This is a genomic window from Actinomycetota bacterium (genome assembly GCA_041658625.1).
In the GTDB taxonomy this organism is placed as follows: domain Bacteria; phylum Actinomycetota; class JAHEXW01; order JAHEXW01; family JAHEXW01; genus JBAZZW01.
This window is the reverse complement of record JBAZZW010000002.1, coordinates 259,697-278,829: the sequence shown is the minus strand read 5'-3', so window position 1 is coordinate 278,829 and position 19,133 is coordinate 259,697. Positions and strand designations below refer to the sequence as shown.

The 19,133-nt window shown below is 56.2% G+C and carries 18 protein-coding genes; all 18 read right to left on the bottom strand.

What is annotated here, in order from left to right:
• Positions 1-27: 27 nt before the first annotated feature.
• Positions 28-684, bottom strand: coding sequence for a phosphate signaling complex protein PhoU (gene phoU, locus WC891_06280; GenBank protein ID MFA5867546.1), 657 nt, complete (start codon positions 682-684; stop codon positions 28-30).
• 8 nt (positions 685-692) lie between these two features.
• On the bottom strand, positions 693-1,487 hold the full coding sequence (gene pstB / locus WC891_06275; protein MFA5867545.1) for a phosphate ABC transporter ATP-binding protein PstB: 795 nt from the start codon (positions 1,485-1,487) through the stop codon (positions 693-695).
• Positions 1,488-1,496: 9 nt separating this feature from the next.
• Positions 1,497-2,315 carry a phosphate ABC transporter permease PstA gene (gene pstA / locus WC891_06270; protein ID MFA5867544.1) on the bottom strand — a complete coding sequence of 273 codons (819 nt, stop codon included), beginning with the start codon at positions 2,313-2,315 and terminating at the stop codon, positions 1,497-1,499.
• On the bottom strand, positions 2,312-3,163 hold the full coding sequence (gene pstC / locus WC891_06265) for a phosphate ABC transporter permease subunit PstC (GenBank protein ID MFA5867543.1): 852 nt from the start codon (positions 3,161-3,163) through the stop codon (positions 2,312-2,314). The genes pstA and pstC overlap by 4 nt, the downstream gene beginning before the upstream one ends.
• Before the next feature lie 4 nt (positions 3,164-3,167).
• Complete coding sequence (locus tag WC891_06260; GenBank protein MFA5867542.1) at positions 3,168-4,004, bottom strand: phosphate ABC transporter substrate-binding protein; 837 nt, start codon at positions 4,002-4,004, stop codon at positions 3,168-3,170.
• A 64-nt stretch (positions 4,005-4,068) separates the two neighbouring features.
• Positions 4,069-4,866, bottom strand: coding sequence for a peptidoglycan editing factor PgeF (gene pgeF, locus WC891_06255; protein MFA5867541.1), 798 nt, complete (start codon positions 4,864-4,866; stop codon positions 4,069-4,071).
• A gap of 113 nt (positions 4,867-4,979) precedes the next feature.
• Positions 4,980-6,050 (bottom strand): cell division protein FtsZ, encoded by a 1,071-nt coding sequence (gene ftsZ / locus WC891_06250; GenBank protein MFA5867540.1) that lies wholly within the window; start codon positions 6,048-6,050, stop codon positions 4,980-4,982.
• Between the two features lie 128 nt (positions 6,051-6,178).
• Positions 6,179-7,465: a cell division protein FtsA gene (gene ftsA, locus WC891_06245; GenBank protein MFA5867539.1), complete on the bottom strand. Its 1,287-nt coding sequence runs from the start codon at positions 7,463-7,465 to the stop codon at positions 6,179-6,181.
• Between the two features lie 203 nt (positions 7,466-7,668).
• A complete protein-coding gene (locus tag WC891_06240; GenBank protein ID MFA5867538.1) occupies positions 7,669-8,448 on the bottom strand; it encodes an FtsQ-type POTRA domain-containing protein in 780 nt (259 codons plus the stop codon).
• Between the two features lie 5 nt (positions 8,449-8,453).
• On the bottom strand, positions 8,454-9,353 hold the full coding sequence (locus tag WC891_06235) for a D-alanine--D-alanine ligase (GenBank protein MFA5867537.1): 900 nt from the start codon (positions 9,351-9,353) through the stop codon (positions 8,454-8,456).
• Positions 9,353-10,222 (bottom strand): UDP-N-acetylmuramate dehydrogenase, encoded by an 870-nt coding sequence (gene murB, locus WC891_06230; protein MFA5867536.1) that lies wholly within the window; start codon positions 10,220-10,222, stop codon positions 9,353-9,355. Before murB ends, WC891_06235 begins: the two co-directional genes overlap by 1 nt.
• Positions 10,212-11,591 (bottom strand): UDP-N-acetylmuramate--L-alanine ligase, encoded by a 1,380-nt coding sequence (gene murC, locus WC891_06225; GenBank protein ID MFA5867535.1) that lies wholly within the window; start codon positions 11,589-11,591, stop codon positions 10,212-10,214. Before murC ends, murB begins: the two co-directional genes overlap by 11 nt.
• A gap of 4 nt (positions 11,592-11,595) precedes the next feature.
• A complete protein-coding gene (gene murG / locus WC891_06220; protein ID MFA5867534.1) occupies positions 11,596-12,708 on the bottom strand; it encodes an undecaprenyldiphospho-muramoylpentapeptide beta-N-acetylglucosaminyltransferase in 1,113 nt (370 codons plus the stop codon).
• A complete protein-coding gene (gene ftsW, locus WC891_06215; protein ID MFA5867533.1) occupies positions 12,632-13,858 on the bottom strand; it encodes a putative lipid II flippase FtsW in 1,227 nt (408 codons plus the stop codon). Before ftsW ends, murG begins: the two co-directional genes overlap by 77 nt.
• Before the next feature lie 3 nt (positions 13,859-13,861).
• Positions 13,862-15,247, bottom strand: coding sequence for a UDP-N-acetylmuramoyl-L-alanine--D-glutamate ligase (gene murD, locus WC891_06210; protein MFA5867532.1), 1,386 nt, complete (start codon positions 15,245-15,247; stop codon positions 13,862-13,864).
• Positions 15,244-16,251, bottom strand: coding sequence for a phospho-N-acetylmuramoyl-pentapeptide-transferase (gene mraY / locus WC891_06205; GenBank protein MFA5867531.1), 1,008 nt, complete (start codon positions 16,249-16,251; stop codon positions 15,244-15,246). The genes murD and mraY overlap by 4 nt, the downstream gene beginning before the upstream one ends.
• A complete protein-coding gene (gene murF, locus WC891_06200) occupies positions 16,239-17,648 on the bottom strand; it encodes a UDP-N-acetylmuramoyl-tripeptide--D-alanyl-D-alanine ligase (protein ID MFA5867530.1) in 1,410 nt (469 codons plus the stop codon). The genes mraY and murF overlap by 13 nt, the downstream gene beginning before the upstream one ends.
• Positions 17,645-19,120, bottom strand: coding sequence for a UDP-N-acetylmuramoyl-L-alanyl-D-glutamate--2,6-diaminopimelate ligase (locus WC891_06195; protein MFA5867529.1), 1,476 nt, complete (start codon positions 19,118-19,120; stop codon positions 17,645-17,647). Before WC891_06195 ends, murF begins: the two co-directional genes overlap by 4 nt.
• Between the last annotated feature and the right edge of the window lie 13 nt (positions 19,121-19,133).

Here is a 19,133-nt window from a genome sequence, read left to right as displayed (position 1 = left end):
AACGGCTCAGACCTCATTGTTTGAGGTTTAATCGAGCTCTTCCATCTCCCCGGTCACGAAGTAGATTACCTGCTCACCGATATCGACGCCGTGGTCGGCCATCCGTTCGATGTTGCGGCTGGCCAGAATGATAGACGTCGACCAGTTGGCCTCGCACGCCTCGTCGGTTAAACAGACGCCCAGTTCGCGAATCAGTTTTTTGAATCCGTCGTCAATGGCGGAGTCCATTTCAGGCAGCGCGTGGGCCAGTTCAAGGTCACGATCGTTAAAAACCTTCAGACTGGCCGTGATGACCTCTTTGGTACGCTTCGACATGTCGGTGATGATATCCAGGATGGACTGGGCTTCGTCGCCGGGCTTCAGCCTTTTTGATATCTTGGCGACGTTAAAAGCGTAGTCCCCGATCCTTTCTAAATGAATGACGATCTTTAGAATAGAGCTTATGAACCGCAAATCCTTGGCCACGGGCTGCTGCCTGGCCAGCATCTGCAGGCTCCGCTCCTCGATGTTCATGTTCATCTCATCGATGGCGTCGTCTTCCCGGATAACCTCTTCGGCCAATTCTTTATTCGACCCAAGTAGGGCGTCAAGGCTTTTATGGACGGCAATCTCTACGAGGTCGCCCATCCGGGCGACCTCTAAACGAAGTTCTTCCAACTCTTCGTGGAAACTCTTTCGCGGCACTTTTCCTCCTAACCGAACCGGCCGGTGATGTAGTTCTCCGTCCGCTTGTCCGTGGGATGGGTGAACACCGTGTCGGTTAAATCATATTCTATCAATCTGGCCGGCTTGTTGGTATCCTCGGCCAGGAAAAAGGCGGTGTAATCTGAAACCCGGGCCGCCTGCTGCATATTGTGAGTAACAATGACAATGGTGAAGTTCTCCTTAAGCTTGTACATCAGGTCTTCGATTTTCTGCGTCGAGGTTGGGTCGATGGCGGAACACGGCTCGTCCATCAGCAGAACCTCAGGATTAACGGCCAGAACTCTCGCGATGCACAGCCTCTGCTGCTGGCCTCCCGACAGATCCGTGCCGGGGGCGCTCATCTTATCCTTGACCTCTTTCCATAGATTCGCTTTCTCCAAGCTTTCCTGAACTATCCGATCCAGTTCGGTTCTATTTCTCATGCCGTGGACCCGCGGTCCATAAGCTACGTTTTCGTAAATCGACAGCGGAAACGGATTAGGCTGCTGGAAAATCATGCCGACGCGCCGCCTTAACTCGACAACGTCGGTGTCTGGGGCGTATATGTCCATCCCGTCAAGCTTGACCAACCCGTCGACCTTGATCCCGTCGATCAGGTCGTTCATCCTGTTCAAGGTTCGCAGGAACGTGGATTTTCCACAGCCTGACGGTCCGATGAACGCCGTGATGGCATGCCTTTTTATGCCGACAGTCATATCTTCAAGCGCTTTGAAATCCCCGTAATAAAAATCGAGGTCTTTGACCTCTATCTTTTCAGGACTTTTTGGTTCGTTTTCCGGCAAAACGCCTCCTTATCGATTTCCTTTAAACATCCTACGGGCGCTCAGGTTAAAAAGCAAAATTATCGCCATCAGCAACAGAGCCGTCCCGTAAGCGGTTTTCATGGAGATGCCTTCAGTCGCCAGCAGATACAGATGGGTCGGCATCGTGCGGCCTGGCTCCGTCGGGAAAATCGGCAGATTTACCGCCATGCCGACTGTAAACATCAAAACGGCCGTCTCGCCGAACACCCGGCCGACCGCCAGGACGACGCCCGTCAGAATGCGAGGCATCGCCGCCGGCATGACCACCCGGCGGATGGTCTGCCATCTAGTCGCGCCCAAGCCCATGCTGCCGCTGCGCCAGGCGTTAGGCACAGCTTTCAGGGCATCCTCGGTCGTCCTCATCAATATCGGCAGAATCATCAACGTAAGAGTCAAGGCGCCGGAGATAATCGACCAGCCCAAACCTAATATATAGACAAACAAAGACAGACCGAACAGGCCTAGAACGATCGAAGGCACGCTGGCCAAGGTGTCCGAACCGAACCTGATAATCTGTGTCAACCTGCCTTCCTTGACGTACTCCGAAAGGTAGATGGCCGCGCCTACCGCAACGGGCGAGCAGATAAGAACGGATAGGATAGTGACATACAAGCTGGCGACAATGGTCGGGAAAATGCCTCCCGATTGCTCGATGCCCTTGGGCGAAGTAAAAATAAAGCTCAAGCTCATGGCCGGCAAACCCTTGACGACGATATAGCCGATTATCACACTCAGGATGATAATCGTCAGAAAGCCGTTTAACCACAGTATCCCTATCGCGATTCGGTCGACTATCCTGCTGTTCATCTACCGACCCGCTTCCCGGTCACGACTCTGATGATGCCGACAAATAAGAAAGATATCAGAAAAAGAACGATGCCCATGGCGAACAGCGCCGTCTGGTGATCACCGGAAGCATAAGACATATCCAGAGCAATGATGCTGGTCAATGTGCCTAAAGGCTTCGTAATACTGGTTGGTATGATAGGCGCGTTTCCGAGAACCATAAGGACGGCCATCGTCTCGCCGATAGCCCGCCCCATCCCTAAGATGGTCGCGCCGATGATTCCGTTGCGGGCGGCCGGGACGACGACGCGCCATATCGTTTGCCAGCGCGTGGCGCCCATGCCGTAACTGGCCTCGCGGTAGCTTCTCGGAACGGCCCGGATAGCATCCTCGGAGATCGTCGCGATGGTCGGTAGAATCATAATCGCCAGAATAATCCAGCCCGTCAGCAAACCGATTCCGGAACCGCCGAAGACCGTTCTTACGACCGGCACGATAATCAGCAGCCCGAAGAACCCGTATACGACGGAGGGGATACCGGCCAGCAGTTCGACCGCCGGCCTGACGATCTTCTTAACAGGTTTCGGCGCGATCTCCGACAAGAATATGGCGGTCATGATCGCCATCGGCGCGCCGAGAAGTAACGCCCCCAGCGTAACCAGAAAACTGCCTATCACAAAGGTAAGAATCCCGTAATGATTTTTGGAGGGGGTCCAGTCCATGCTGAAGAGAAAACCTTTCAGGCCGACGCTCTGGATTATAGGAAAGCCTTTATAGGTCACGAAGAAAAACACCAGCAGGACGCCGACAACGGCAGCCAACGCGCATAGCAGAAAAATGTTTTCCAGGATTTTCTCTCTGACTCTCATGATGTTACTTCTGGCCGATTGCGGTCACGGGCATAAACTCCACCGAAACGATCGTGCTTTGCACGTAGTCGCTCAGCATAAAGTCGGTGAACGCTTTCGCGTCGCCGGTGGGCTTGCCCTTGGTGAAAAAATGGAGTTGCCGCTGCAGCTTATAGGTGCCTTTCTTGAGCGTCGTTTTGTTGGGAACGGCCCCGTCATACTCGATCACTTTGACGTCCTTGGTGACGTATCCCAGCGACATATAGCCTATCGCGGCCGGCGTACTGCCGACAATGGACCGCACCTGACCGCTGCCGGGCTGGACTACGGCGTCTTTGGAAAAAGCGCTTTCATCCAAGGCCTTCCTATAAAATGCCTCTCTAGTGCCTGAAGCTTCGTCCCGGTTGATCAGAACGATCGGCAGATCTTGCCCGCCGACCTCTTTCCAGTTGGTGGTCTTGCCTGTAAATATGTCCTTTACTTGTTTCTTGGACAGTCTGCTCACTTTATTGGCGGGATTAATGATAATCGCGATGGCGTCGATGGCGATGACCGTATCATATAAACCTTGTTCTGTCTCGTTTCCTTTAAGGTCCCTGGACGACGTGCCGATCTGGCTCGCGCCGGTGATGGCCGCTTCTATGCCCGCGCTGGACCCGCCGCCCTGGACGCCGACCTTAAGACCTGGGTTTATTTCCTGGTAGGCTTCGGCCGCCGCGGTCACAACCGGCAAAACCGTACTGGATCCTGAGATATTGAGGACGTCGCCTTCGCCGCGGACGCAGCCCGCCGCCGGCCCGAGGGTAAAGAGGGTAAGCAAAACCAAGGCAACCGCCCGGCCGCCTCGGCCGTTTCTGAACATGCTCAAGTCAAGTTTCGGTATTATCTGATTCTCCCGGCGGAGCGCCTTGATTGCTTCGCGATATTTAAGCTTCCAGCAACGCGGCCGCGGCCATTTGCCGCCCGCAGATTCCGTCGCGCCTGAACGAGAAGAACAAATCCTTCCGGCAACAGGTGCACAGGCCGCTGCCCGAGATCCTGTCCGGCTCCAGTCCGGCTTCCCGGAGCTGGTCCCGGACGATCGCGGGCAGATCCAATCTGATCTTTCCGGGCTGCCGATCAATATATTTCTCGCCGAACAATCCCGCCCTGGCTTCGTCCACTTCATAACAACACGGGCCAACGGCCGGACCGATGAAAGCGTACACGTCACCCGTTTCGCTGTGAACAGCCTCTTTCATGGCTGCTAACGCTCTCGGCACAATTAAAGAGTATATACCCTTCCAACCGGCGTGAACAACAGTAATTTTTCGCCTGGCCGCGTCGGCCAGAACGACCGGAACGCAGTCGGCTGTGAAGACGGCTATAGGCGTTTTATTAAGGCCGGTCATCAGGGCGTCCGCTTCAATATCGCCGGTTTCCGTAGCGCCTATCGCGCATTTCTTCTCATCGACCCTGAGGATGCCGTTCCCGTGGACTTGCCTTACGGTTTTCAGCCGGGTTTCGTCCAATCCGAGAGCCGACAAAACCCGCCGCCGGTTTTCCATAACATTGGCCGGGTCGTCGCCGACGTGTTGACCGAGATTCAGCGCATCGTACGGTGCGGGGCTGACTCCGCCCAACCTGGTCGTAAAACAAATAAGTATTGACCTCTCACAAATAAACTTCGGAGAGGCCAATACAGGCAAACCATTTTCAGTTGTAAGTTCTAGTTCATACCGCATTCTCACATTATAGCGGTCTTTGTACTTCTCGATTCGCTTCGCTTACTCGAAGAATATTTTCCCTTTCTTAACGTCGTTTTAGTTCTTGCTCTTGGCTCTTGGCTCTAAGCTTCTCAGTCTTTCCTTAAAAACGTCGGGATATCCAGATCCTTTTCGTCGCCGAAAAGAACTTCCTCATGCGGCTCTTCCTCGCCCTCTATCGTCTCGGCTAGTTTCTTCCCAACGCCGCCGCCCGCCTTGTCAAAACCAGTGGCGATGACTGTGACCCTAACCTCGTCCTTAAGCGTCGGATCTATGACCGCTCCGAAGATTATGTTAGCTTCAGGGTCGGCCGCGCCGGAGATGATCTCCGCCGCCTCATTTACCTCGAACAAGCCGAGATTATCGCCTCCGCTGATGTTCAGAAGGACGCCCCTGGCGCCTTCGATGGATGCCTCAAGTAACGGGCTGGAGATGGCCGCTTTGGCCGCCGAGATCGCTCTTTCCTCGCCCGTGCTGATACCGATGCCCATCATGGCCGTACCGGCGTCGGTCATAATCGTCCGAACGTCGGCGAAATCAAGATTAATCAAACCGGGCACCGTGATTAGATCGGTTATGCCTTGGACGCCTTGCCTGAGCACATCGTCGGCCACGCGGAACGCTTCCAGGATCGACGTTTGCTTGTCAACGACTTGCAGCAGCCTGTCGTTCGGAATGACAATCAGCGTATCGACTTTTTCCTTCAGTTTCAGGATTCCGTCATCCGCCTGGAAGGCGCGCTTGCGGCCCTCGAAGCTGAACGGCCGTGTCACTACGCCTACCGTCAACGCTCCGATCTCTTCCTTGGCGATTTCGGCCACGATCGGAGCGGCGCCGGTTCCGGTGCCGCCGCCCTTACCCGCCGTAACAAAAACCATGTCCGAGCCTTGAAGCGCCTGTTTTATCTCGTCGCGGCTTTCCTCAGCGGCGGCGCGGCCGATTTGCGGGTCGCTGCCCGCTCCCAGTCCTCTGGTCAGGTTACTCCCGATATGGACCTTCTCGTCTGCATCCGACATAAGAAGCGCCTGCGCGTCGGTATTAACCGCGATAAATTCTACGCCTTTCAAACCGGCGTCGATCATGCGATTGACGGCATTCGTCCCGCCGCCTCCGATACCGACTACCTTGATGACCGCCAGGTATGTTTGTGCCTGGTCTGTCACGATCACTACCCCCTTGCTTTTCGTCCGATTAATCAAACCGTACCAATCAATGCCACTATATAAACATCACTATAAAAGTAAAGCTAAAGTAAGCGTATAAGTCAAGTCGGAATGTTTCAGAGTTAAAGTTATACTTTAGTCTTTGTTCGGAATAAAACTCTGTCGGCGACCGTTTCCTTAAACCAATGCCGAATCCTGTCGGTGATCGCGGCTAGGTCCCCGCCTCCTGGTAAATCGACCGCCGCGGTTTCGCTTGCTCTTGAAGCGTAGAGTAGCAGGCCGACGCCCGTCGCGTAAATCGAATTCTTGACCACTGCCGCCGGACCTTCGATATTCTTGGGATGCCCGACTCGGACAGGCAAACCCAAAGCGTCCGAGGCCAGTTTCTCGATGCCCTTTAGCTGGCTAGCGCCGCCCGTCAGGACCGCGCCGCCGGCCAGAAGTTTTATCATCCCGGACTGCTCCAGGTCGTTCCTTACCATCCCGAACATCTCCGCCATCCTGGCTTCTATGACGCCGGCCAAATTTACCAGCAAAACCGTCCGCGAACGATGGCTGTAGATATCCCTGACTTTAATGACGCCTGTCGGATCGGCTATCTTCCGAAGCGCGAGGCCGCTCTTCACCTTTATCGCTTCGGCGTCTTCCAGAGAAACGCGAAGGCCGACGGCTACGTCCCTGGTAACATGATTGCCGCCGAAAGGAAGCACCTTGGTATGGCAGATACCTCCTTCGTTGAAGACAGCGATGTCTGTCGTACCGCCGCCGATGTCTATCAAGGCCGTCCCCAGTTCCCTTTCGTCGTCGGTCAAGACCGCTTCCGCCGACGCCAGCGGCTCCAGAACAATATCCTTGACGCCTACCCCGGCCAGCTGTACACAGTTAACAAGGTTGGCAATCGAAGGAATCGCCCCCAGCACTATATGGGTTTTGACCTCGATCACGCCGGCTGACATGCCCAACGGTTCGGACACTCCGTCCACGCCGTCTAAAATGTATTCTCTGGGCAGGATGTGAATCACTTGATAACCCTGGGGCACTTTAGCCCGCAGAGACTGGGCGATAACACGGTCGCGCAACCTTTCGTCGATTATCTTCCCGCGGCTGCGTACACTCAGGCGCCCGGCGCTGTTGGCTGACATAACATGGTCGCCGGCTATGCCGACCGTAACATGCGTCGGCTCGACTCCCGCTTTGCTCCTCGCCTCGCCTAACGCTCGTTTTATGGAGTCGACCGTCTTTTTTATATCGACGACCACGCCTTTACGCAGGCCGAAAGACGGGCTCGAGCCGAGCCCGATGACGGCCAACCCGCCGCCCTCCTTTTGCTCGGCCACAAGCGCGCAAACCTTGGTCGTGCCGACGTCCAACCCAACTACGATTTTGTCATCTTTAACGTCAAACTTTTTTTCCAAGCTTCTCGACTCGCTTCGCTCGCTCGAAGAGCATTTTTTCTTTTATCTAATCATCATTCTTGTTCTTTGTCCTTTGTTCTTTGTCCTTTGTTCTTTGTCCTTTGTCCTTTGTCCTTTGTTCTTTGTTCTTTGTTCTTTGTTCTTTGTTCTTTGTTCTTTGTCCTTTGTTCTAGCTCTTAGCCCTCTGCTCTTGGCTCTGAGCTCTACGCGGCTGCCTTTGCGACCGGGTTCGACGGCACCCTGACGTCTATATACTGCCAGACCTTGCCCTCGTTCGTCGCCTCTGTTCTGATGACTTTAATGGCATAGTTTTTCTGTTTGCTCATCTCAGCCTTTCCGTACATAACAACCGGCCCCGAATTCAAATGTATGGCCAGACCGTCTATAGTCGGCGCCGACACCCAGCCTATATCAGCCAGGATGTCTTTATCAAGCGCGGCGATTACCGCCAAAGCGTTTTTTACAGCCGGCGCCTTAACGGTCTCACCCGTCTCCAGACCATTGTCCGGCGGCGCGTCCTTGATCAATGGCAAACCGGCCAGCGGAGGAGCTGGTCCGACAGAAACGACGGCTCCGTCCGTGTCCAGCAGATAATAAGTCGGTCCGCTCAGCCAAATCGCGCGCGGCTGGCGTTCGCTGACAGCTATTTTTATCGTCAGCGGCAGCGCCCTGCTTACCGTCGCGCTCTTAATCCAAGGTTCCCCTTTGACGCGCTTGGCGACCAAACCGGCGTTGACGCGAAAAATATTATCCTTAAGAGATATGCCTGACAGCTTGAGGATCTTCTCGGTGGAAAGCCGGCTGTTGCCGGATATGTCTATCTTTTTGATGTTAAAATACTTCGAGCCTGAGGCTATATAGAGGGCTTCCGCCGAAATGGCGACTAGAAGGATGGCGATGACCGCCTTAAGCTGTCTGTTCCGACGCTGCTCCACGATGCGCCGGCGTTTCTCTTGCGCGCTCGTCTTCTTGGTTTTTTTCACGCGCTTTACCCGCGGGTCTTTAGCTTGAGGGCCGCCCCTTTAAGGATTCTTACAACCAGATCTTCAAACGGCAGACCGGCCGCATTCGCGGCTTTCGGAACCAGGCTGGTCTCGGTGAGGCCGGGCATGGTGTTCACCTCGAGACAGACGAACCTTCCGTTATCCTGCAGGATGAAATCGACTCGCGAGACGTCCTCGCAACCCAGCGCGTCGTGAGCCAGGACCGACATGTCCTGCAACTTCTCCGCGATCTTTGGGTCCAGCGCGGCCGGGCAGATATAATCGGTCATGCCGGGGGTGTATTTGGCCTGATAATCGTAGATGCCGCCGTGCGCTTTTACCTCGATGATCGGTAAAGCGGCCGGCGGTTTACCGATCACCGCGATCGTCAACAGGCGCCCCTCCACGAATTCCTCGATCAAGCACGAGTCGTCGAAGCGGCTGGCTTCTTTGAGCGCGTCTTTCAGCCCGGACTCGTCCTTGACTATCGTCACACCGATCGTCGATCCCTCACGGCTCGGCTTGACGATGACCGGATATTTTACAGGTCCTTCCGGCGGGTAATCGGCCGCCACCGGAATACCCCTCTGGCGAAAAATGTCTTTAGTCAATTTCTTGTCTATGGCGACCGCGCTGGCCGTAACGCCTGAGCCGGTGTAGGGGATATCCATGAGTTCTAATAGCCCCTGAACCGTCCCGTCTTCACCGTATCGCCCGTGTAAAGCAAGAAACGCCTTGTCCGGCTGCTCCGCTTCGAGTTTGTTCCAGACATCGCCGGCGGCGTCTATCTTGACCGCATCGTAGCCGTGAGTCTTGAGGGCTTTATATACCGCTTCGCCGGTCTTTAGCGAAACCTCCCGTTCGGCCGAGCGGCCGCCCAGAAGCACAGCGATCTTTTCTGGCATCAAAACTCCCCGACCAGCTCTACTTCTCTTTCCAGTTCCACGCCGGTCTTATTCTTAACAGTCGCGGCCACTTCGTCTATGAGGCGCAACACATCATAAGCGGTCGCTCCGCCGACATTGATGATAAAGTTGGCGTGCATCCTGCTGACAACGGCCCCGCCGATTTTCATACCCTTGCAGCCCGCTTCCTCAATGAGGGCGGCGGCATGCTTGCGCGGCGGATTCTTGAACACGCTTCCGGCTGTACGAGCCTCCAACGGCTGCGTTCGCCTTTTCCTGTCTAAAGCATCGACTATTTGCCGGGTGACTTCATGGGGATCGCCCTGTTCCAACCTGAACGACGCCCCCAGGACGATCCCTTTGTTCTTGACGTCAGTAACCCGATAGCCGAACCTGAACTCAGTACTTCCCAGAACACCAACCTCGCCCTGAGGGTTATATATGGTTACCGTTTCGATGATGTCCGATATCGATCCGTCAAGAGCGCCGGCGTTCATGACGACCGCTCCTCCCACCGTTCCCGGGATGCCGGCCGCGAACGCCATACCCTCCAGGCTTCTCTCTCTGGCCACGTTGACGATAGTGGCCAGTTTAACGCCCGCTTCCGCAACGATGACGTTATGCTTTATATGCAAACCTGTGAAGTTACCCCTTAGTTTGATAACCATGCCGTCGAAGCCTTTGTCGCCAACCAGCAGGTTGCTCCCGTTTCCTATCATGAATACTGGCGCGTTAAGGTCTGACGCGATGGCAAGGGCCTCGCCCAGCTCGACGGGATCGGTTACTTGCGCGTAATACTTGGTCGGTCCCCCGATCTGCCAGGTGGTGTGGGCCGCCATAGTCTCGTTCTTGATCATTTCAATCTTCATTCTCGCCCAACGCCTCCAAAACCTCTTCGCCGAGAGACCCTATGTCTCCCGCTCCCATCGTCAATAATATATCGCCGCCGCTTAGACGCCCGGAGATGTAATCGCTGATATCCGATTTCTTCGGAAAATAGGCTACGTCCTTATACGGTTCGGTTTCCAGAATCGAATCTACAATTAGTTTTCCGTCTACGCCCGGCAGCGGTTCCTCCCCCGCGCTATAGACGTCGGTCACGATAACCGCGTCGGCGTCTCCGAAAACACGGCCGAAATCCTCGTGCAGACAGCTTGTGCGGCTATATCTGTGGGGCTGAAAGACCGTGATCACGCGTCCCCATTTACCGGTTTTGGCCGCCTGTAGAGTAGCCGCCACTTCGCTTGGATGATGCGCGTAGTCATCGACCACGGTTACGTCCCGGGCCACGCCTTTCTTTTGGAAGCGCCGCCTGACGCCGGTGAAAGCGGTTACTCCGGCGGCCGCCCTGTCAAACGGGACGCCGACCGCCGTTCCTATGGTTATTACCGCCAGTGCGTTGCTGACATTGTGGAGGCCGGGAGACGATATCTCCAGCGATCCCAGGTTCTTGCCGCCTTGCCAAACCGTGAATTTGGATCCTGAGCGGCCCGGTTGGATGTCGGTCGCCTTAAAATCTGCGTCGCCGGTAACGGAATAAGTAACATAATGACGGCTGACGCGGGGCAGGATGTCGACCACTCCCGGGCTGTCGATGCACAGGATGGCCAAACCGTTATCTGGAAGGTTGTTTATGAACTCAACAAAAACGTCCTTGATCTCCTCTATCGACTCGTAGAAATCAAGGTGATCAGCCTCGATGTTGGTAATTACGGCATAGGCCGGCCTCAGGTTTAAAAGGCTGGCGTCGCTTTCGTCGGCCTCGGCCACCACGAAATCACCCCGGCCGTACTTGGCCCCGCTGCCGATGTCGTTAAGTTCGCCGCCGATCAAATATGTCGGATCAAGCCCCGCTGCTTCCATCATGACTGCCGCCATCGAGGTCGTCGTGGTCTTGCCGTGGGTGCCGGCGATGGCGATGCCTTTCTTCTCCTCCATCAGCTTAGCCAATAGCTCGGCGCGTTGCAGGATCGTTTTGCCGGCTTTTTTCGCGGCCTTCATCTCGGGATTATCGTCTCTTATAGCCGAGGAAACAATGACGGTGTCCGCGCCCTTGACGTTGCTCGCGTCGTGTCCGATGACGACCTTTGCCCCGGCTTGAGCCAACTGACGGGTGTTGGCGGATTTCTTAATGTCCGAGCCGGATACATCGTACCCGAGATCGATAAATACGCGGGCCAGGCTGCTCATGCCCGCGCCCCCGATCCCGATGAAGTGTAATCGTCCCTTTTTATTCATAAGGCTATTCTACTGTATCCTTTCGTTTGTTTGCGACCTCTAAAATCAGCGCCGCCAAATCTCCGGCGGCTTCAGGTCGTCCGAGTTTTTTCACCGCGCGGGCCATAGACTTAAGGCGATCCTTGTCGGTCGCCAGTTCTTTTATGCCGGCGGTAAGGTTTTTCGGACTCAAATCCTGATCGGCGATCACCAGGGCGGCCCCCGCCCGATTGAAAACCTCAGCGTTCTTCGTCTGATGATCGTTCGAAGCGTACGGATACGGTATCAGGATGGCCGGCGTCCCGAACACGGCCAGCTCCGCCAGCGTGCTCGCTCCGGCCCGGCAGACCATCAAATCGGATGCCCGGTAGGCTTGCCCCATACCGTCCAGATAAGGCAGCATCTTAACGTTATCCGGGGCGCCTTCTCTGCTCCAGGCTTGAACCGTCTCGTGGTAGTCGCGGGTGCCGGTAAGATGCAGCAGCGTCAATCCCTCGACACTATTAAGACGGCCGTAAGACGCTGAAGCGACCTCATTGATGTGGCGCGCGCCCTGGCTTCCGCCGAACACTGTAACGACAAGTCCGTCGACCGGCAATTCCAGAGCGGCTCTCGCTTCCGACCGGCTAGCTTCCAACCCTGTCGTCCTGACGGGATTCCCGGTAACGACCACGTTTGCGCCGCGAGAAAAAGCCTGCTTGGCGCCTTCCCAGGATACGGCAACAACGTCGACGGTCCGGCTCAAATATTTATTGGCCAAACCCGGCAGCATGTTCTGCTCCTGGATTACAGCCGGCAGACCCAACTTTTTGGCCGCCCTCACCACAGGATATGTAACCGCGCCGCCGAATCCGGCCACCGCGTCGGCGCCGAAATTCTTAACCAAATCCGTCGCTTTGGCCAATCCCCGGCCTGCCTTATAGACGGCCGCGACCAAATCGGACGACAGTTTTCGCCTTAAGCCCGGCACGTCCAGCGTCTTCACGGCGTAGCCCGCCTTGGCGACGAGTTCCCGCTCGAGAGCGCTGGCCCCGGTTATAAACAGAATCTCAGTTTTTTTATCAAGAGACGCCAGCGCGTCGGCCGTGGCGATCGCGGGATACAGGTGTCCGCCTGTTCCTCCCGCGGAAATAATCACTCGCATCGATGATCCCTTCATTGGCTTTCCGTTCTCGGGACGCGATATTAAGAAGTATCCCCACCCCGGTCAAGGTGAACAAAAGTGATGTGCCGCCTGAGCTGATAAGCGGCAGGGGGACGCCGGTAATCGGCAGAACCCCGGTTACGGCGCCCATATTCAGCACCGCCTGGATTATAATCATGGCCGTTATGCCGGTTGCTATGTATCGGTCAAAATAGGTCGTCGCTTTGGCCGCGATCCTGATGCCGGCGAAGGCCAACAGACCAAAAGCGATGACGACCGACATCGTTCCGAGCAAGCCCAATTCCTCTCCGATGATAGCGAAGATGAAGTCGGTATGGGCGGCCGGCAGATAAAAGAACTTCTGCTTGCTCATACCCAAGCCGACTCCGAACAAATGCCCGGAGCCAAGTGCGATCAAGGATTGCACGTTCTGAAAACCCGTGTTCATCGGATCCTTCCAAGGGTCGAGAAAGACCAGCAAACGAGCTTTTCTGTACGGGGCCATCCATATCAATCCGATGGTCGCGGCGGTTCCGGCCGCCCCCAGGGCCGCCAGGTGCAGATATCTGGCCCCGGCAACAAGCAGCAAAACGAAGAAAATACCGGCGATGATCAGCGTCGTGCCGAGGTCCGGCTGCAACATAATCAAGCCCGCGATGGCTACCAGCCAAACGAGTAGCGGCAACATCGTGTCAAACTCTTTTAACTGCTCCCGGCGTCTGGCCAAGAAGTCGGCCGCGAACAGAATCAGAGCGAATTTTACCAGCTCGGACGGCTGGAAACTGATCAGCCCGATGTCCAGCCAGCGGCTCGCGCCGCCGGTCGCAATCCCTATCCCGGGTATGAGAACAAGAACGAGCAAAGCGGTTGAGGCGGCGACGCCCCACCCGGCGAATGATTTGAATGATCTGAACTCTAACTTTGAGAAGAAGAACATCGCGATCAAGCCGAATGTCAGCCAGACCGCCTGGTACTTGAGAAAGTAGAAGCTGTCTTTGTAGTCGGCCAGCGCGGTCGCATGGCTGGCGCTCAGCACCATCACCAGCCCGAAGAGTGACAATCCGATGACCGTTCCAAGAAGTATGTAGTAGTTGTTTGATTTAACGACCGACCGCCGCCCTCTGGCAGCCTTCTTCTTGCCCATCCCCTAGTCTCCCCCAGCCGATCCGTCAGGCAAAGCCCGGACGGCGTCTTGGAATGCCTGTCCCCGTTCGGCGTACCCGTTAAACATGTCGAAGCTCGCGCAGCCGGGACTTAGCAGAACCGCGTCCCCCGGCACCGCGCGTTCAGCTGCCAGGTTGACGGCTTCCTCTATCGACTTGGCCGTTGCGGACGGGGTCCTTCCCGCATCTTTTATGATTCCGGCCAGCTCGTCCGCCGATTCTCCGAACAGCACGGCCGCCTTAACCTTCTTCTCAAGCACGCTTTTCAAAGAACTAAAGTCCATCCCCTTGTTGCGGCCTCCGGCCAGCAAAACGACCGGCTCGTCGAATGCCCCCAGCGCCCGTTTGACCGCGTCCGGATTAGTTGCCTTGCTGTCGTCGTAGTATTTTACGCCGCCTTTTTCCGCCACGAATTCAATTCGATGGCTCAATCCTTTGAAGTTGGCGATAGCCTTCATTATGTCACCGGCCGGCAATCCCCAAACCAGTCCGACGGCAATGGCCGCCAGCGCGTTCTCAAGATTGTGCGAACCTTTGAAATGAATATCGCCCGCCGACCCGACGGTCTCCGGCTTGTACTCGGGCGGCAAAACTGCCCAGATCGTGCCGTTTTCGACGAACACTCCTCGCTCGGTCTGCTGTTCGGTACTGTAGGGAACGAGGCTCGACTTTATGCCATCCAGAACCTTGGTCACTTCGGGATCGTCCAGATTGACAACGGCAAAATCCTCCGGCTGCTGCTTCCTAAACAACCGCGCCTTGGCCTCCCGGTACACCCTCATGTCTTTGTGGCGGTCGATATGGTCCTCGGTGATGTTAAGTAGGACCGCCACCCGCGGCCTGAAGTCAACAACCGTCTCCATCTGGAAGCTTGACACCTCGACGATCAATACCGTCTCCGGGTCCGCTTCGTCGATCGCGTCGACCAGCGGCCGGCCGATGTTGCCGGCCACTAGGTTAGATACGCCGGCTGTCGTGAATATCTCTCCGAGCATCGTCACGACCGTGCTTTTACCGTTGGTGCCGGTTACAGCGATTATCGGAGAGTCTGTAAGTTGATAGGCCAGCTCAAGCTCGCTCATGACGGCCACGCCCCGCCGCCGCGCGCTCTTAATTACCGGCTCGTCAACGGGTACACCCGGGCTTACGATCAGGAAGTCCTGATTCTTTAGCATGTCGGCGGGGAGTCCCCAGATAACCGACTTGGCGCCAGCCTCCTGCAGCTCGGCGGCCCTTTTCATGACTTCGTACGCGACTGAGGTGTCAACGGTTGACACATTGGCGCCCAGTGTTAAAAGTTTACGGGCGGCCGCGTAACCGCTAGCCCCAAGCCCGAGAATAAGAAAATTCTTCCCCCGCGCGTCCATCATAGTTTTAGGATCTCCACGAAAAAGATGGTAAACCCGGCCGCCGCCAGAATGGCGGCCATCAGCCAAAACCGGACGACAACCTTAAACTCCGACCAGCCGGACAATTCGAAATGATGGTGCAGGGGCGCCATCTTGAGAACCCTTTTTTTAAACAGTTTGTAAGACAGAACCTGGGCGATGACTGACAAAACCTCGATAACCAGCACGCCGCCGATAAGTATCAGAAGAATCTCCGTTTTGGTAAAGATCGCGAGCGCGGCGATAGCTCCGCCCAGACCGAGCGAGCCGGTATCCCCCATGAAGATGTCCGCCGGATGTGTGTTGAACCACATAAAACCGGCCGCGGCGCCGATCACGGCCGCCGAAAATACCGCCAGGTCCAAACCATAAGGAATATGAAGATGTCGGAACTGCATAAAACAAATGACCGAATAAACACCGACGACAATAGAAACGTTGCCTGCCGCCAGGCCGTCCAGCCCGTCCGTAAAATTGACCGCCGTTGTCGTAGCCAGAAGAACTACAAAGACAAATAAGAAATAAAAGACGCCGATATCCAATGTCAGACCGATCTGAGGGATACCGACGATAGAGGCTTTCGGCAACGCGTATCTGACCGCTCCCCAAGTCAGAAAGAGGGACACGAAGAACAAAAGGATTATCTTCCACTTTACCGTTAGTCCCTGGGACCTGGCCTTGTGGTTTTTGATGAAGTCGTCTAAAAAACCGACTGCCCCGCAGAGAAGCATCGTAAACAAAACAACCAAGCTGGCCGTTGTCAGGCTGGCGCCGAATAAACCGGCCGCGAAAAAGGCGAACGTCGCGGCGCCTAGAACCAGCACGCCTCCCATTGTCGGAGTCCCGCTTTTGGCCAGGTGCCTCTCCGGCCCTTCTTCGCGGATCTGCTGCCCGATACCCTCCCTGATGACGAACCTAATCCAGAACGGGCCGAGCAGCAGGATTAATGCCAACGAGACTACGCCCGCGATGATTATTTGATACACTCGACAATCCTTTCAAACCTGAGCGCCCGGCTGGCCTTAACCAGCACGACGTCTCCCTTCTTCATCTCATCTCTTAGCCTGGCGGCGGCCTCGTCCGTATCACCGAAACAGATGACGGCGTCCGCCGGCATGCCGGCCTCTCTCGCGCCCTCGGCGATGGTTTGCGCCAATTCTCCGACCGCGAACATAATGTCAGCCGCAGCCGCGGCTCTGCGTCCCGTCTCCAGATGGGCCTCTTTCGACGCGTCTCCTAATTCCAGCATGTCGCCCAAAACCGCTATCTTTCTTGTCCCCGCCGCCGCCGCCAGCGTTTCCAGCGCCGCCTTAACCGACGCGGGACTGGCGTTGTAAGTGTCGTTTATTATCAAAATGCCGGAGTCGCAGTCGATGAAACTCATTCGGTTTAAAGAGATTCTGGCGTTGGCTAGTCCCTCCACGATAACTTGCTCCGGCGCGCCGAGCGCCAAGCAGGCAGCAGCCGCCGCCAAAGCGTTTTCGACGTTGTGCCGCCCCGGCACCGCCAGTCTAACCGGAAACTCGTACCCAACGCCTTCAATCTTCGCTATGACTGTAAACGACGCCCTGACGCGTTCGTCCAGGACAATGTCCTCCGCCCTGACGTCGGCCCCCTTCCCGGCGCCGAAGGTAATAACTTTGGCTACTGACGCGCCGGCGACCTTGTCGACCCAGGCGTCTCCCGCGTTCACGACAATCGTTCCCGCGGGCCTGACGCCGGCCGCCAGTTCCGTTTTAGCCATGGCGATGTTCTCCTCGCTGCCCAGTAGCTCGAGGTGCGTCAGCCCGATATTGGTGATCACCCCGACATGAGGCTTAGCGATGCGCGCCAGCTCGGCGATTTGTCCTGGACCGCGCATGCCCATCTCCAGCACCATGAACTCGGTATCCTCATCGGCAGTCAGAATCGTCGCCGGCAAACCCACTTCGTTGTTGAAATTCTCGGCCGAAGCGGTCGTTTTACCCAGACCCCGCAGGATCGAGGCGATCATATCCTTGGTCGTCGTCTTGCCGGTGCTGCCGGTGACCGCGACGACCTTAGCGCTGAGCTTTCTGGCCGCGATCCTGGCGATTTCCTGATACGCTTTGAGCGTATCGTCCACTCTGATCAGAGTGATATGCATAAACTGTTTGGGAATGCGTTTTAGAAAAGGATTCGTCGCGTCGCGGGCCGCCACTATGCCCATCGCGCCCTTGTCTACGACCGAGGTCAGAAAGTCGTGTCCGTCGTAATGTTCTCCCCGAAGGGCGACAAAAAGATCCCCCGGCTTGACCGTACGGCTATCTGTGGATACGGACGCGAAGGTCGCGAGATCGCTCAACCCTGCCTCCGTATCGCCGCCCGTGGCGCGGGCCATCTCTTCAACCGAAAGTTCTATCATGTGCCCGTTAGCTCCTTCAGCGCGTCTTCCGCGACCGCGCGATCGTCAAATTCTATCGTTCCCGTGCTCAGAATCTGTTCTTTCTCGTGTCCTTTACCGGCGATAATCACAATGTCGCCGGGCTTAGCCATCTCCATCGCTTTCTTTATGGCGGTTCGCCTGTCGGTCTCAGTCGCGGCCTTGCCTTCGCAGCCTTTTAAGATATCGTCGATAATGGCCTCGGGGTCTTCGCTCCTCGGATTGTCGCTCGTTACTATGGTCACGTCGCTCATCGCCGTCGCGGCCCTTCCCATCAGCGGCCGTTTCGTCTTGTCGCGGTCGCCGCCGCAGCCGAACACGGTAATAACGCGGCCTTGGGTCAGCTCTTTTGCCGAAGCCACCGCCTTGGCCAGCCCGTCCGGCGTGTGAGCGTAATCGATGATCACCGTAAAACCGCTCCCGCTTTCCAACCGTTCAAACCGGCCCGGAACCGCTTCTAAATCAGACACGCCGCTGATAACCGCCTGCCAGGCGATACCTTGTGCCCGGGCTGTGGCCGCCGCCGTAATCGCGTTGGCGACATTAAACCCTCCCGGCAGGTTAACGGCCATCCGGTAAACTCCGTCGGGCGCCCGTAAAGCGAAGATCGATCCGCTGACCGTGTTCTCTATACCTTCCGCCCGGTAGTCCGCTTCTCCATCCAGCGAGAACGTTACAGCTGCCGGCAGATCTTCCGCCAGCCGGCGTCCGTATTCATCGTCTATATTGACGACGGCCGCGCCTGGCTCTTCCATAAAACGCTGTTTGGCCGCGAAATACCTTTCCATGTCGCCGTGATAATCCAAGTGATCCTGGCTTAAATTAGTAAAAGCTTTTACCGCGAACGAGCAGGCGACAACCCTTTTCATGTCGATCGCGTGCGAAGAAACCTCCATCGCCGCGTGAGTCGCGCCGGCGTCCGCCATTTCCCCGAGCAACTTCTGTAAGTCATATGATTCAGGCGTCGTCCTGGTCACGGGTCTGCGTTCCCCGGCGACGCGATATTCAACCGTTCCGATGAGGCCCGCCTTGTAGCCGGCCGCGTGATATATGCTTTCTAAAAAATATGCCGTTGTCGTTTTGCCGTTGGTACCGGTAATACCGGCCAGCGACAGCCTCTTGGAAGGCCGCCCGAAAAGAGTCGCGGACATAACCGCCAGGGCGATCCTCGTGTCTGGCACGACGAACTGGGGCACTTCAGCCCCCTCTATCGGCTCTTCCGCCACCAGCGCGGCGCAACCCCCGCGCACAGCGTCAAGCGCGAACGAATGGCCGTCAGCCTGTTGTCCTCTTATGGCGACAAAGACCGTATCGGGCTTCGCCCGGCGTGAATCGTAGATGATGTCTGAAACGGTGACGCCGGCGTCGCCGGCGACTGAGGTCGGTTGGATGTTCGCCAGAAGCTCGACCACAGAATAGCGTTTTATCGGCTGAATAGGGCTTCCTCCATTCAATCATTCTAGCATA

Excerpts from the sequence above, each read along its gene's own strand:
- murD (MFA5867532.1), bottom strand. The coding sequence starts at position 15,247 with ATGATGGACGCGCGGGGGAAGAATTTTCTTATTCTCGGGCTTGGGGCT.
- pstC (MFA5867543.1), bottom strand. The coding sequence starts at position 3,163 with ATGAGAGTCAGAGAGAAAATCCTGGAAAACATTTTTCTGCTATGCGCG.
- WC891_06260 (MFA5867542.1), bottom strand. The coding sequence starts at position 4,004 with ATGTTCAGAAACGGCCGAGGCGGCCGGGCGGTTGCCTTGGTTTTGCTT.
- pstA (MFA5867544.1), bottom strand. The coding sequence starts at position 2,315 with ATGAACAGCAGGATAGTCGACCGAATCGCGATAGGGATACTGTGGTTA.
- murB (MFA5867536.1), bottom strand. The coding sequence starts at position 10,222 with ATGAAGATTGAAATGATCAAGAACGAGACTATGGCGGCCCACACCACC.
- pgeF (MFA5867541.1), bottom strand. The coding sequence starts at position 4,866 with ATGCGGTATGAACTAGAACTTACAACTGAAAATGGTTTGCCTGTATTG.
- murC (MFA5867535.1), bottom strand. The coding sequence starts at position 11,591 with ATGAATAAAAAGGGACGATTACACTTCATCGGGATCGGGGGCGCGGGC.
- ftsW (MFA5867533.1), bottom strand. The coding sequence starts at position 13,858 with ATGGGCAAGAAGAAGGCTGCCAGAGGGCGGCGGTCGGTCGTTAAATCA.
- murF (MFA5867530.1), bottom strand. The coding sequence starts at position 17,648 with ATGATAGAACTTTCGGTTGAAGAGATGGCCCGCGCCACGGGCGGCGAT.
- WC891_06235 (MFA5867537.1), bottom strand. The coding sequence starts at position 9,353 with ATGCCAGAAAAGATCGCTGTGCTTCTGGGCGGCCGCTCGGCCGAACGG.